Raw genomic sequence first — 13,960 nt, forward strand, 5'->3', positions numbered from 1 at the left:
TCGTCGCGCGTCATGCGAACACCTCGGCCTCAGCAAGCGCCGACGCCTTGAGGTCCTTGGCCGAGAGCTCGAAGGCGCCGGCCGGCGACGGCCAATCGATGCCGATATCAGGATCGTCGAAACGGATCGATCGATCATGCGCCGGCGAATAGGTGTCGGTGACCTTATACAGAACCTCGGTGTCCGGCACGAGCGTGACGAAACCGTGCGCGAAACCCTTCGGCACGAGGATCTGGTTGCCTCTCTCGGCCGATATTTCGAGCGCGACCCATTTTCCGAAGGTTTTCGAGCTGCGGCGGATGTCGACCGCCACGTCGAGAATGCGGCCTCTGATTACGCGCAGCAGCTTGTCCTGCGCGTGTGGAGGCAGTTGATAGTGAAGCCCCCGCACGACACCTGCGGCAGCCGAATAGGAATGATTGTCCTGGACGAAACGCAGATCGATGCCGGCCTCGGCAAAGGCCTCGGCATTCCAGGTTTCGATGAAATAACCGCGCGCATCGCCGTGCCGCTTCGGCACGATTTCCAGCACGCCGTCCAAACCGAGCTGCCTGACTTCCAGCACCCTATGTCTCCGTCAGCTCGGTGACACGCCGGCGCAGATAGGCGGCGTATTCGTTCTTGCCCAGGCGCGTGGCGCGCTCAAGCACCTTGTCGGCGGTCAGCCAGCCCTGCTCGAAAGCGATTTCTTCAGGACAGGCGACCTTGATCCCCTGGCGGTGCTCGATCGTGCGCACGAAGGAAGAGGCTTCATGCAGGCTGTCATGCGTGCCGGTGTCGAGCCAGGCATAGCCGCGGCCGAGCTGATGCACATGCAATTTCCCGCGCTCGAGATAGACGTTGTTGACCGCCGTGATCTCGAGTTCGCCGCGCGCCGAGGGCTTGATCGTCGACGCGATGTCGACGACCTCATTGTCGTAGAAATAGAGGCCGGTGACCGCCCAGTTGGACTTCGGCTCCCGCGGCTTCTCCTCGATCGTCAAAGCCGTGCCGCTGAGCTTGTCGAACGACACCACGCCGTAGCGCTGCGGGTCCTCGACATGGTAGGCGAACACCGACGCGCCGCTTTGGCGCTGCGCAGCAGTGCGGCAGAGCTGCGACAGGCCCTCGCCGAAATAGATGTTGTCGCCGAGAATCATCGACACATTATCCTTGCCGATGAAGTCGCGGCCGATGATGAAGGCCTCGGCAAGCCCGTTGGGCTGCGCCTGCTCGGCATAGGAGAATTCGACCCCGAATTCCGAACCGTCGCCCAGCAACTCCCGAAACACCGGCAAGTCGCGAGGTGTCGAAATGATCAAAATCTGGCGGATACCGGCGAGCATCAAGACGCTCAGCGGATAAAAAATCATCGGCTTGTCGTATATCGGCAGAATCTGCTTAGAGATCGCTAATGTAAGGGGATACAGACGCGTCCCGCTGCCTCCTGCAAGGATTATTCCCTTCAACAAGCTCTCCTTGAATTACCGGCCCCCGCCTCGAAATCAAGTTGCCCGTGCTTAGGTTTCGCGCAATGGCTTGTCAATTCAATCTCGGCCGTGGATCGGCGCCAGAATTGCTCTGCATCTGCCGCCTCGCGGCAATTTGACCGACCAGGCACAAGCTGACGGTGCAAATGGGCGTGGCGATTTGGCAACCGGCTTGCACCATCGGCTGGCGGACGCGTGACAACAAAAAGCCGGCGGGCCTTGGACCCGCCGGCTCATTCATTTGTCCGGTTTCAGGGCTGCTTGGGCAGCAGCGACCATACCGCCGGCACCAGGCTGGCGGCGAGCGCAACCTTGATCAGGTCGCCGAGGACGAACGGCAAAACGCCGAACTGCCACGCCTTTTCCGCGCCGATGAGGGTGGCCAGCCAGGCAAAGCCCATGGCCATCATGACGATTTCGGCGACCAGCATGGCGTTGAACAACTTGATCGGGTGGCGGTCCCAGCCGCGGTCGGCGGCCCAGCCGACAATGGCCGCCATGACGACGAAGCCGGCGAGATAACCGCCGGTGCCGCCGATCATGTAGGCGATGCCGATGCCCTTTTCAGGCGTGCTTTGGAAGACCGGGAAGCCCATGGCGCCTTCGGCCATGTAGAGAAGCAGGGTAGCGACGCCAAGCCGCAGGCCAAATGCAGTGGCGATCAGCAGGACGGCCAGCGTCTGCAGCGAGATGTCGACCGGCCCGAGCACGACTTTCGTCTTGGCCGACAGGGTCAAAAGCAGCGTTCCGGCGATCGCCAGCAAAAGCTGGGTTGCCAGGCGCTGCGCGCCCTCCTGGGGCAAAGCGAGAGAAACAAGCGGGCGCATCGTCGTTGCAAGTGCCATGGTCTTCCCCAATCCGGATTGCCGCAGATCGCGGCCTTGCGTTTTTCTATATTGGCTTCCGTGTTATGCGGCAATCAGTTTTGCCGTCTTCCTGAACAGAGATTCAACGACACCGCCATGGCGCTCAAATTCGACACCAGCTTCGATCCGGCATATGGCGAGGGCGTCACCGTTGCGCCGGACGTCTTGCGCGTCACCGCCAAAAACCCCAGCCCGTTCACCTTTCACGGCACCAACAGCTACATCGTCGGGCGCGATACGCTGGCGGTGATCGATCCCGGCCCCGATGACGAGGCGCATTTCCAGACGCTGCTCAAGGTGATCGCAAACCGGCCGGTCAGCCATATCTTCGTCAGCCACACGCATCGCGACCATTCTCCGCTGGCCGCCCGGCTGAAAGCGCACACCGGCGCTATTGTACTGGCCGAAGGCCCGCACCGCCCGGCAAGGCCGCTGCGGATCGGCGAGATCAACCCGCTCGACGCCAGCGCCGACACGGTTTTCGTCCCGGAGATCGCGTTGCCCGACAATGCGCTGGTCGAGGGCGATGACTGGACGATCCGGACGGTGCTGACGCCGGGCCACACCGCCAATCACGCGGCATTTGCGCTCGAAGGCACCGGCATCCTGTTTTCAGCCGACCATGTGATGGCGTGGGCGACATCGATCGTGGCGCCGCCGGACGGAGCGATGGCCGACTACATGGCCTCGCTCGACAGGCTGATCGCGCGCGGCGATCGCCTGCTGCTGCCCGGCCATGGCGGCCCGGTGACCGCGCCGCGCAGCTTCATGCGCGGCCTCAAGACCCATCGCAAGATGCGCGAACGGGCGATCCTCGAACGGATCCGCGACAGCGACCGGACGATCCCGGACATGGTCAAGGCTATCTACCGGGACACCGACCCGCGCCTGCATGGCGCCGCCGGCCTGTCGGTGCTTGCCCATCTCGAGGACCTGGTGGCGCGCGGCCTGGTTGCTACCCAGGGTGACCCGGCCATCGACGGCGTTTTTGTGCCGGTGGGGTAGAACTACTCAGCCGGCGCGGCACCCACCTGCCCTGCAACCTCCTGGTCGAGTTCGGCGAGGAACCCGACGATGCGCGCCGCATTGTCGCCGAGGTCGTAGCGGCCGTAGCGGGAGGCTGAGCGCATGTCGACGACGATGGTGTCGCCATCATTGCTGACCCGGATGGCGACGTCGGCGGGCAGGCCTACGACGAAGCTCCGGGCAACGGCCGATATCGTCACCTCGTCTTGACCGTCCGTCACCGGATATGGCGCAGTAAGTTGCCAATCGCGGCGGTCGAGCACGGTTTCAACGGCGTCGACGACGGTTTCGAACGGCAGATTGTAGCTGTGCCCGGTGACCAGCGGATAGGCGTCGGCCTGCAGGCGCACTTCGCCAGGCGTTGGCGGCGCGAGCACGTTCATGTCCTTGGTGCGGTCGCTGGTCTCGAGCACCGGCGGATTGTCGAGGTCCGTCGAAATGTCCCTCAGGGGCGGCGTGGTCGCCGCCAAATAGGTGGCAAAGCCGTAGGGCGTCAGCACCAGCAGCGCCAGCAGGGCGCCGACCGAGAGGTCGCGGCCGCCACGGTCACCGAAATGCCACAGCCGGGACAAAGCGAGGCCGGCAAACAGCAAAGCGAACGCGGCAAGCAAGGCGACGATCGCCAGCACCCACAGGAAGGCCGGCGTTTCGACCAGTTCGAAATGATGGCCGGCCAGCACGGTGAGCAGCAGGACCAGGGCAAAAGCGCCCGTGCGCCGCGACCAGCCGGCCGCCTTCGATGTCTGCCGCTCGTCAATTTCCATTGTCTTCAGCACCGCCCCAACCCGCACAGACGCTTAGAGCAAAGGATGCTCAAATTGAACATCCCCTGCCCTAACGTTTTTGCGGCCGGTAGCTTGAAGGTCAAGGAAACGCACGGTCCCGGTCAATCCGTCGGCAGGCGGTAGTCGCTGAACTGCTTGCGCAAGGTGATCTTCTGGATCTTGCCGGTGGCGGTGTGCGGGATTTCGCTGATGAAAGCGACGTCGTCGGGTATCCACCATTTCGGCACCTTGCCGTCCATGAACGCCAGTATATCGGCCTTGCTCGGCTCCTTGCCGGGCTTGGCGACCACGACCAGCAAGGGCCGCTCGCCCCATTTCGAATGATGGACGCCGATCGCCGCGGCCTCGGCGACATCGGGATGGCCGACGGCGAGGTTCTCCAGGTCGATGGTCGATATCCACTCGCCGCCCGACTTGATGACGTCCTTGGCGCGATCGGTGATCTGCATGTAGCCGCCGGAATCGATATGGGCGACATCGCCAGTGTCGAACCAGCCGTCCTTGTCGAACTGCTCGGCTCCGACGCCGCCATAATAGGCGCTGGCGACGGCTGGACCGCGCACCTTCAGCCGGCCGAAGGTCTTGCCGTCCCAAGGCAGTTCCTTGTCGTCGTCATCCGTCACCTTCATCTCGACCCCGAAGGGCGGGTAGCCCTGCTTGCCCTGGATATCGAGCCGGTCCTCGCCCTCGAGCGCTTGATACTGCGGCTTCATGGTGCACAGCGTGCCGAGCGGTGACATTTCGGTCATGCCCCAGGCATGGATGACTTCGACACCGTAATTGTCCTGGAATTTCCTGATGATGGCGCGCGGGCAGGACGAGCCGCCGATGACGACTTTGCTGAGATAGGGAAGCTTCTTGCCGGTCTCTTCCAGATGCTGCAGCAGCATCATCCAGACGGTCGGCACGGCGGCGCTGAAGGTCACCTTCTCGGTGTCGAGCAGTTCGTAGATCGAGGCGCCGTCCATCTTGCAACCGGGCATGACCAGCTTGGCGCCGATCATCGGGGCGCTCTGGCCAAGGCCCCAGGCATTGGCATGGAACATCGGCACAACGGGGAGGATCGTGTCTCGCGCGGAGAGGCCCATGGCGTCGGGCATGGCGGCGATCATGGCATGCAGCACATTCGAGCGGTGGCTGTAGAGCACGCCTTTGGGATCGCCCGTCGTCCCGGAGGTGTAGCACATGCCGGCTGCGGTGTTTTCGCCGAAAACCTTCCAGGCGAAGTCGCCATCGGCCTCGTTCAACCAGTCCTCATAGGCAACCACATTCGGCAGCGTCGTTTCAGGCAGATGCGCCTTGTCGGTCAGGACGATCACCTTTTTCAGCGATTTGACCGCGCCGGCGATCTTTTCCAGCAGCGGCATGAAGGTCAGGTCGACGAAGATCCCTCTATCCTGCGCATTGTTCATGATCCAGACGATCTGCTCGGGGAATAGACGCGGGTTAAGCGTATGGTAGATGGCGCCGATGCCCATGATGCCGTACCAGGCCTCTATGTGGCGCGCCGTGTTCCAGGCCAGGGTCGCGATGCGGTCGCCGAGCACAAAGCCATCGCGCTCCAACCGTTGAGCGACCTTGAGCGCGCGGCGATGAACTTCAGCATAGGTGGTGCGAACGACAGGACCTTCGATCGAGCGCGAGACGATCTCGCGCGTCCCGTGCTGCCGCTCGGCATTGTCGATCAGCTTGTGGCAGAGCAGCGGCCATTCCTGCATCAGTCCGAGCATCTGGTTCCTCCCATTGCTTCCTCGTTTTTCCCGTCTTTTGTTCCATTGTGGGACGAACGGACGGATTGTCCAGCCATGACGTCTCCAACCGTTAACGGCTGAAGCAAGCAGTGATCGAAAGGCGGGGAAAACCGCCACAATCCGGCCATCGTCGACGTTAAGGTTCGTTAACGGGGTAGGGGTGCGGATTGGCGACTGAAAGAGGTTCGCATGGACACGCAGCTCGACGACAAGCAGATCGACGACAGGCAGATCGACGACAGGCAGATCGACGACAGGCAGCTGGATGACAGCGAGGCCCAAGACGTGCAGTTGGACGATATTCAACTCGACGACAAAGAGCTTGAAGACACGCTTGCCGCAAGTCTGGCCGATCTCGTGCCGGAGGCCAAAAAGGTCTCCGAAGACGAATTTGTCGAGGTGGTCGGCGGCGCCCTTGAGGCGGTCGGCGGCACGCTGCTGTTCAAAATGTGCGTCCAGAACGAAGGCGAAGGCCAGCATGTCGCCGCCGCATCGATCGGCGACGGCGGCAATCGCCAGTTCCTGCTGCTCACCTTGCCGACAGGCGGCGGCCCACTGAAGGTCGAGACGACGTCAAGAAGCACCAACCCGGTAGCCGGTATTGCCGCGGCCTATGCCGGCCTCATGGACGTGTTCAAGACCGCAGCCTGAGCATTCCACGCGGGATCGTTTTTAGTGATCGGAAGGCCAGCTCTGGCCTACTGGCAAAGGCTTGCGCAACGGGTTCTCCAGACACATTTTAGAGATATGGGAAGCAATCCCGCACGCTCTCAATCGGACTGTGCTCCCAATCGAAGAAGGAGAACCCCGCATGGACCAGATCGCCAACCCCGCCCCCGGCTTTCAGAGCAATCCCGGCAAGGTCATCACCGTCGAACCCTATCGCGGTACCGTGGTCGTGCGTGCCGGCGATACGGTGATCGCCTCATCGACGCGGGCGAAGCTTCTGTCCGAACCGCCCTACCCCCAGGCATTCTACATCCCCTTCGAAGACATCGACTTCACCCAGCTCGGCAAAACCACCCTGTCGACCCACTGCCCCTACAAGGGCGACGCCAGCTACTGGAGCGTGCTGCCGGCCGGTGAGACCGGCAAGGACGCGATGTGGGGCTATGAGCAGCCCTTCGACGAAATGGCTGAGATTCGCGACCACGGCGCGTTTTATCCCAACAGGGTCACTATCGAAGCAGCACCGGCCTGAGCAAGCGACTCAAGCCGCCGTTGCTCGCTTCTTCATCCCAGGGTCTTCGCGACGGAGCTTCGCTCCTGTTTCATCCTGGGATGACGACGTTTGGAGGCCTCGGCTAATCTCAAACGTCGGCGACGTTAGTCCAAAGGCGATGAAACTGCCTGCCGCCGCCCAATCCTAATCAGTCGTCCCGTCGTTGCCGACACCGTCGGCGTCATCCAGCCGCACGAACATCAGCCCCTTGGCCTTCAGCGCGAGCAGACCTTGCACGACGCCCTCGCCGGCGGCGTGGGTCGGCTGGTTGATGTGGGCGATGATGACATCGCCATCCTTGGCGGCGGCGATGCGCCGGGCGGTTTCTTTTGCACCAAGCAACGAGCCGCCATCGCCGTTGATCGAAAAGCCGGCGATCTTGAAGCCGAGCCTGCGGATCATGGCGATGGCCGACGGACTGTATTCGGCGGTCGCGCCGCGAAACCATTTCGGCGCCGGCTCGCCGGTGCCAGCGAGAGCGGCGGCGCCCGATTCGACTTCGGCCCGCACCGCTTCCGGGCTGCCGGCGCTGCGGATGCCATAGATCTTGCGCGGCGTGTCGACGGCCGGGATGTGATGGCCGCCATGGTTTTCCAGTTCGAACAGGTCCGGATGCGCGCGCATGATCTCGACGACGGCGGCGTTGCGCTTCAGCCAGATGCCGGTGACGAAGATCGTCGCCGGAATCCGGTTCTCCACCAGCGCCGACAGGATCCTCGTATCGGTCTGGCCGCCGCAGGCGTCGAGCGTAAGCGCGACGCGGCCGACATTGCCACTGCCACCATCCTCAGCCTTCAGATGCAGCGTCGGCTCGACAAGCGGCGCGGCCTGGGCCGAGGACACGGCCAGGATAGATAGCGCCAAGGCGCAAAACAGCTTTTGCAAGGGATGCCTGTCTTGTCTGAGAATCGGCGCTGTCATAGCCGCATCCCAGGACCCGCAACAAGGCGGAAATTGGGATAGTGGCCGTGAGAAAGCTGATATCCCGACAATGTGACCGCCGCGCACCGTCAGACGGCGTGTTCCAGTTCCACATGCGTCCGTGAGAGGACTTCGCGCACGGCCGCGACGACCGGTTCGACCTCAAGGCGCCAGACGCAGCAGGCCTTGCTGGGATCGAGCGGATTGCACAGGCTGCCCGCCACGCAATTGCACGGCATGGATGGCTGCAAGGCGAGGCTGGGCACGCCGACCGGTCCCCAGACGGCCGGGCTGGTCAGGCCGAACAGGCCGACAACCGGCGTTCCGGCCGCTGCTGCCATGTGCATGGGGCCGCTCTCATTGCCGACAAACAGCCGCGCCTGCTGCAACACCGCCAGCAGCGTTTCCAGCGACAGCGCGCCGACGAGGTTGACGATCGACGCGGCACTGGCGAGGATCTGCTCGGCCGGCTTGCGCTCGTCAGGGCCGCCGACGAGTACGAAATCCAGTCCGGTTTCGCGCGAAATCGTGTCGATCACGGCGGCAAAGCGTTCATGCGGCCAGCGCCGGCCGTGAAAACTTGCGCCGGCATGCACCGCGATAAAGCCGTTTGGCCGCAAATGGTGTTTGTCCAGCAATGCCTGGGCCCTCGCCGTCTCCATCGGCAATGGCCGAATCGACGGCACCCGCACGCGCAGGCCGACGCCGAGCGGCTCGAGCGGCGAAAGGTAGCGGTAGAGATAGTGACGTTCGCCAAAACCGAACGGCTCGGCAAAGACATTGGCGGGCTGGCGCTCATGCCAGCGCAGCGGCCTTTCCGGAGGATTGTAGCCGATGCGGGTGCTGGCGTTGAGGAACCTGACGATGAGCCGCGATGTCTTTGAATCGGTGAGGTCGATGGTCAGGTCGAAACGGAATTGGCGCAGCTGGCTGATCATCGAATAGAGTTCGCGTCCACGCTCCAGCGGGGTGCCGCGCATGGCGGCGCGGCGGAAGGTCACGACTTCCGAGGCGATGCCGTGGGCGGTCACGAAACTGGCGAGGCTCGCCTCGCAGAGGAAGACGATCCTGACACCGGGATATTCGAGCTGCAGGTTCTTGGCGAGCGTGGAGGACAGAACAACATCGCCGATGAACTTGGTCTGGATAATCAGGATCGAGCGGAAGGGTCTGGGCGAAATCTGTAACATCTTTTTCTCGGCACCGGGCGGGTTGGGGGGCCGTGAAATTGGGCAGAAACGATGTCGGGATTGCGTGTTGGGGCGCGCACATCAGCGTGAATTTGCTTACAAAATCGTAAGCTTAGCGCTAAACGGCCACCCAGGGGTGGCCGTTTCATCGATACCGAAAGGACTGTGTCGAAATCAGGATGCCGCGGCGCTCTTTTTGGGGCGCGGCACTGCTGTTTTGGCAATCTGCACCGCGGCTTGGGCTGCGGCCAATCTTGCGATCGGCACCCGGTAGGGAGAGCACGATACATAGTCGAGGCCGACCTCTTCGCAGAAGCGGATCGAGGCCGGATCGCCGCCATGTTCGCCGCATATGCCGAGCTTGATGTCGGGCCGCGTCGCCCTGCCTTTTTGCGCAGCCATGCGCACCAGTTCGCCGACACCCTCGATGTCGAGCGAGACGAACGGGTCCTGCTCGATGATTCCTTTCTGCCGATAGGTCTCGAGGAAGGACGCCGCATCGTCGCGCGAGATGCCGAAGGTGGTCTGGGTGAGATCGTTGGTGCCGAAGGAGAAGAACTCGGCCGTAGCGGCGATGACGTGGGCGCGGATCGCCGCGCGCGGAAGCTCGATCATCGTGCCGGTGAGATAGTCGATCTTGACGCCGGTCTCGTCCATGACAGCCTTGGCGACCGCATCGATGCGCGCCTTGACGTAGTCGAGCTCCTTCACCAGGCCGACCAGCGGCACCATGATCTCGGGAACGACCAGCGCGCCGGCTTTCTTGCCGGCCTCGACGGCTGCCTCGAAAATGGCGCGCGCCTGCATCTCGGCAATCTCGGGATAGGAGACGGCGAGACGGCAGCCGCGATGGCCGAGCATCGGGTTGAACTCGTGCAGGGCTTCTGTGCGCTGCCTGAGCTTGTCGAGCGAGACGTTCATGGCGGCGGCGACCTCCGCCACCTCCGCTTCCGTCTTGGGCAGGAATTCGTGCAGCGGCGGATCGAGCAGCCGGATCGTCACCGGCAGGCCGGCCATGATCTCGAACAGTTCGAGGAAATCCGAGCGCTGCATCGGCAACAGCTTGGCAAGCGCGGTGCGGCGGTCCTTCTCGGTATCGGCCAGGATCATCTCGCGCATAGCGACGATACGCTCGCCGTCGAAGAACATGTGCTCGGTGCGGCAGAGGCCGATGCCTTCGGCGCCGAAGGAGCGCGCCATGCGCGCATCGAGCGGCGTCTCGGCATTGGTGCGCACCTTCATGCGGCGCACCGCATCGGCCCATTCCATGATGGCGGCGAAATCGCCCGACAGTTCCGGCTGCAGCATCGACACGGCGCCCTTCAGCACCTGGCCGTTGCTGCCATCGATGGTGATGATGTCGCCCTTGCGGAAGGTCTGGCCCATCGACATCAGCGTGCCGGCCTTGTAGTCGACACGCAGCGAGCCGGCGCCCGAAACGCAAGGCTTGCCCATGCCGCGCGCGACCACGGCGGCGTGGCTGGTCATGCCGCCGCGCGTGGTCAGGATGCCTTCCGAAGCATGCATGCCGTGAATGTCTTCGGGGCTGGTTTCGATGCGCACCAGGATTGCCTTGCGACCTTGCGTCTTCAGATCCTCGGCATCGCCCGAGGAGAAAACAATCTCGCCGGTCGCCGCGCCCGGAGAAGCCGGCAGGCCGACGCCGATGACATCGCGCGCGGCCTTGGGGTCGATGGTCGGATGCAACAGCTGATCGAGCGAGGCCGGATCGATGCGGGCGACCGCCTCCTCCGTCGTGATCAGCTTGTCGCGCGCCATTTCGACGGCGATCTTCAGCGCCGCCTTGGCGGTGCGTTTGCCGGAACGCGTCTGCAGCATCCACAATTTGCCGCGCTCGATGGTGAATTCGAGGTCCTGCATATCGCGGTAGTGCTGTTCCAGGCGGTCGGAGATGTCGACGAAGGAGCGAAACGCGTCCGGCATCAGTTTCTGCAGCGACGGCTTGTCGGAGCCAGCGGCGATGCGCGCCGCCTCGGTGATGTTCTGCGGCGTGCGGATGCCGGCCACGACATCCTCGCCCTGCGCGTTCACCAGGAACTCGCCGTAGAGCATCTTTTCGCCGGTCGAGGGGTTGCGCGTGAAGGCGACGCCGGTGGCTGACGTCTCGCCCATATTGCCGAACACCATGGCCTGGACATTGACCGCCGTGCCCCAGCTTTCCGGGATGTCGTGCAGGCGCCGGTAGGTGATGGCGCGGTTGTTCATCCAGCTGGAAAACACCGCGCCGATCGCCCCCCACAGCTGCTCGTGCGGGTCCTGTGGAAACGGCCTGTCGAGCTCCTCCTCGACCTTGGCCTTGTAAAGGGCAATGACGCTCTGCCATTCCTGCGCTGTCAGTTCGGTGTCGAGCTCGTGGCCGAGGCTGGCCTTCTGGTCCTCGAGGATTTCCTCGAACACTTCGTGGTCGAGACCCATGACGACATCGGAATACATCTGGATGAAGCGGCGGTAGCTGTCATAGGCAAAGCGGGCATCGCCGGAATCGGCTGCCAACGCCTCGACCGTCTCGTCATTGAGGCCGAGATTGAGCACGGTGTCCATCATGCCCGGCATCGAGGCCCTGGCCCCGGAGCGGACCGAGACCAGAAGCAGCTTCGACGGATCGCCGAAACGGCGCCCCGTCAGCTGCCCGATATGGTCCAGCGCCTTGACGACATCGGCCTGCAACGCGGCCGGATAGCTGTTGCTATTGGCGTAATAGGCGTTGCAGACTTCGGTGGTGAGGGTGAAGCCCGGCGGCACGGGCAGGCCAAGACTGCACATCTCGGCCAGATTGGCGCCTTTGCCGCCGAGAAGGTTGCGGTCGCCCGCACGTCCCTCCGCGGCGCCATCGCCGAAGGTGTAGACCCATTTGGTCATGCTCGCCCTCCAAGTCCTCGGAAGATAGAACACCGGGGCCAAGACCCGGTTCCCCCGCGTTCCGACCCGAGCGTTATTATGCTGCAGTGCGAAAGGCAAGGTGTGGCAGCGAAGCCTGGCGACTACAATCGATTAAGCAAAAGCTGCGTCGAAAAGACTTGCCGGATCGCTGCCCAGGATATAGAACATATAGGGAACAAGTTGGGAGCAGCGTGATGAAACTCAACGGAAAACTCGACTATCTCGAACTGCCCGCGACCGGCGCGACGCTGGACAGCGTCAAGGCTTTCTACAGCGCCGCCTTCTCGTGGTCGTTCACCGATTACGGGCCGACCTATTCAGCCTTCGGCGAAGGGCTCGATGGCGGCTTCCAGGCCGATGCAGGCGAGGCTCCGGCGAAACCATTGCCGGTGCTCTATTCGCAGGATCTGGAAGCAACCCTCGACGTTGTCGAAAGCGCCGGCGGCACGATCGTCAAGCCGATATTCTCGTTCCCGGGCGGCAGGCGGTTCCATTTCACCGATCCCGCCGGCAACGAGTTGGCGGTCTGGGGCGAATAGCGCTTCCCCGCGCGAAGCGGTGGATCAGTTTTGCATAGTGGCCAACTCGGCATTGAGCTTTCGTGCCGCTCGTCTTATAAGGCCGCGCGCAACGGGCAAAGCTCGCTTGCTGGGGCGTCGCCAAGTGGTAAGGCATCGGTTTTTGGTACCGACATTCCCAGGTTCGAATCCTGGCGCCCCAGCCAAATCACATGCCTTTGGAATCAATGATTTACCGACCTTATCGATGGCTCCCGTCAGGAGCTATCTGACTCCCACGCGACCCCGACTCCGTTGACAGAGCCGGGGCCGTGCGGAGAGGATCAGTAATCGTTGTCGTCCTGGATGACGACGGGATGATGCCGATGATGTCGATAATAGCGATGATGGCTGCGCTCGATCGAGCCGGTCACGATGACCGTATCCCGGCGATGATGTCTGCGGCCGTGGTCGTAGAAGGCAACCGTGCCGTGTCTGCGGTGATGAAGGCGTTGACCCTGGTCATTGATGACCTTTACGCTCCTGTGATGATGTCGATGGTGGGTCGTGATGACCACGTCAGCTTCGGCTGCCGGAGCTATCGTCGGCATGGCAATGAACAGCGCCAAGGCGCTCACGATCATTGTTTTCATTGTAATATCTCCACCTGCTAATTATCCCTTCGCGGGGATAACCGCGTCCCATCCCTTTGGTTCCGAGTAGCGTCGTCGGTCCACGGGCGCGATCAGTGACGGCTGCTCCCGTGCAACACGGCGTATCGAAAGAAGAAGTTGCGACAGCAGCTCCTGTTGGCAACTTCTGGTAAAGGCGCTCTTTCAAGCCGACCACCAGGGTTACGCCACTCGACAAAGGAGCGCTGCACAGGACCCTTCTATGTCGTCGCGTTCGATCTCCTGATCTGTGACGGGAAACACCCGTCTTGCGAGGAAGACCGTCGGCACAATTTGTGAGATTTACGAGACCAATCAGGCCATCTTAGATCGCCTAAGTCGGGCCGTCTCAGATCCCGTAAGAAAGTGCAAGGTAAACCACCGGCGCCAAGATCAGCAGAACCGCGATTCCGATAACCACTGCGATTGCCAGGCGCTCTGTTCGCCTGACAAGCTCAGCGACCTTGTCGTCGTCAGCCGATGGTATGAGGTCAAGAACGGAAGAAACCTCCGCAGGACTGTCGTTGTCGTTTGCGGGTCGGGTTGCGCCGTCACGCACAGATCTCTGGACAAAGGTCACTGTTAGCCTCGCTATTGAAACGCACGCCGTTGGCGGTGTCACGACAATCGGGTGCCCGCTAACCTCTCAGGAATGGCGGGC

General features: G+C 62.5%; 13 protein-coding genes and 1 tRNA gene. 5 read left to right on the forward strand and 9 right to left on the reverse strand.

Translation table 11 applies throughout. The annotated features are described in order from the left end of the window. Positions 1–10 precede the first annotated feature (10 nt). From rfbC to X727_RS148395, 3 genes are all read right to left on the reverse strand, one after another. Positions 11–565 (reverse strand): dTDP-4-dehydrorhamnose 3,5-epimerase, encoded by a 555-nt coding sequence (gene rfbC, locus X727_RS148405; protein WP_023670703.1) that lies wholly within the window; start codon positions 563–565, stop codon positions 11–13. A gap of 1 nt (position 566) precedes the next feature. Continuing rightward, complete coding sequence (gene rfbA, locus X727_RS148400) at positions 567–1,448, reverse strand: glucose-1-phosphate thymidylyltransferase RfbA (RefSeq protein ID WP_023698135.1); 882 nt, start codon at positions 1,446–1,448, stop codon at positions 567–569. Positions 1,449–1,720: 272 nt separating this feature from the next. Then, the gene (locus X727_RS148395) at positions 1,721–2,314 is read right to left on the reverse strand and encodes a biotin transporter BioY (protein ID WP_023703207.1); all 594 of its coding nucleotides are present in this window, start codon (positions 2,312–2,314) and stop codon (positions 1,721–1,723) included. Between the two features lie 117 nt (positions 2,315–2,431). Between X727_RS148395 and X727_RS148390 the strand changes: the two genes are divergently transcribed. Beyond that, on the forward strand, positions 2,432–3,340 hold the full coding sequence (locus X727_RS148390) for an MBL fold metallo-hydrolase (RefSeq protein WP_023692735.1): 909 nt from the start codon (positions 2,432–2,434) through the stop codon (positions 3,338–3,340). Between the two features lie 2 nt (positions 3,341–3,342). Here X727_RS148390 and X727_RS148385 read toward each other — a convergent pair whose 3' ends face one another. Beyond that, entirely contained in the window at positions 3,343–4,125 is a 783-nt protein-coding gene (locus X727_RS148385) for a DUF1499 domain-containing protein (protein ID WP_023703206.1), read from the reverse strand. Between the two features lie 122 nt (positions 4,126–4,247). Further along, positions 4,248–5,876: a fatty-acid--CoA ligase gene (locus X727_RS148380; protein WP_023834460.1), complete on the reverse strand. Its 1,629-nt coding sequence runs from the start codon at positions 5,874–5,876 to the stop codon at positions 4,248–4,250. Positions 5,877–6,188: 312 nt separating this feature from the next. Here X727_RS148380 and X727_RS148375 point away from each other — a divergent pair, with 312 nt between their 5' ends. Beyond that, a complete protein-coding gene (locus tag X727_RS148375; RefSeq protein WP_023670697.1) occupies positions 6,189–6,548 on the forward strand; it encodes a hypothetical protein in 360 nt (119 codons plus the stop codon). Positions 6,549–6,708: 160 nt separating this feature from the next. Further along, positions 6,709–7,098, forward strand: coding sequence for a DUF427 domain-containing protein (locus tag X727_RS148370; RefSeq protein WP_023698131.1), 390 nt, complete (start codon positions 6,709–6,711; stop codon positions 7,096–7,098). A 165-nt stretch (positions 7,099–7,263) separates the two neighbouring features. On the opposite strand, the gene X727_RS148365 is transcribed toward X727_RS148370, so the two are convergent. From X727_RS148365 to ppdK, 3 genes are all read right to left on the reverse strand, one after another. Next, positions 7,264–8,040: a polysaccharide deacetylase family protein gene (locus tag X727_RS148365; protein WP_050590348.1), complete on the reverse strand. Its 777-nt coding sequence runs from the start codon at positions 8,038–8,040 to the stop codon at positions 7,264–7,266. A gap of 89 nt (positions 8,041–8,129) precedes the next feature. After that, positions 8,130–9,230 carry a glycosyltransferase family 9 protein gene (locus tag X727_RS148360; protein ID WP_023834461.1) on the reverse strand — a complete coding sequence of 367 codons (1,101 nt, stop codon included), beginning with the start codon at positions 9,228–9,230 and terminating at the stop codon, positions 8,130–8,132. A 174-nt stretch (positions 9,231–9,404) separates the two neighbouring features. Beyond that, a complete protein-coding gene (gene ppdK, locus X727_RS148355) occupies positions 9,405–12,110 on the reverse strand; it encodes a pyruvate, phosphate dikinase (RefSeq protein WP_023826758.1) in 2,706 nt (901 codons plus the stop codon). A 215-nt stretch (positions 12,111–12,325) separates the two neighbouring features. Here ppdK and X727_RS148350 point away from each other — a divergent pair, with 215 nt between their 5' ends. Both X727_RS148350 and X727_RS148345 read left to right on the forward strand, forming a co-directional pair. After that, positions 12,326–12,670 carry a VOC family protein gene (locus X727_RS148350; RefSeq protein WP_023687172.1) on the forward strand — a complete coding sequence of 115 codons (345 nt, stop codon included), beginning with the start codon at positions 12,326–12,328 and terminating at the stop codon, positions 12,668–12,670. 110 nt (positions 12,671–12,780) lie between these two features. Beyond that, a tRNA-Gln gene (locus tag X727_RS148345) sits at positions 12,781–12,855 on the forward strand. A 117-nt stretch (positions 12,856–12,972) separates the two neighbouring features. On the opposite strand, the gene X727_RS148340 is transcribed toward X727_RS148345, so the two are convergent. Continuing rightward, complete coding sequence (locus X727_RS148340; protein WP_023670691.1) at positions 12,973–13,281, reverse strand: hypothetical protein; 309 nt, start codon at positions 13,279–13,281, stop codon at positions 12,973–12,975. Positions 13,282–13,960 lie beyond the last annotated feature (679 nt).

Origin of the sequence: Mesorhizobium sp. L103C105A0, from assembly GCF_000502215.1 — a bacterium.
Lineage (GTDB): Bacteria > Pseudomonadota > Alphaproteobacteria > Rhizobiales > Rhizobiaceae > Mesorhizobium.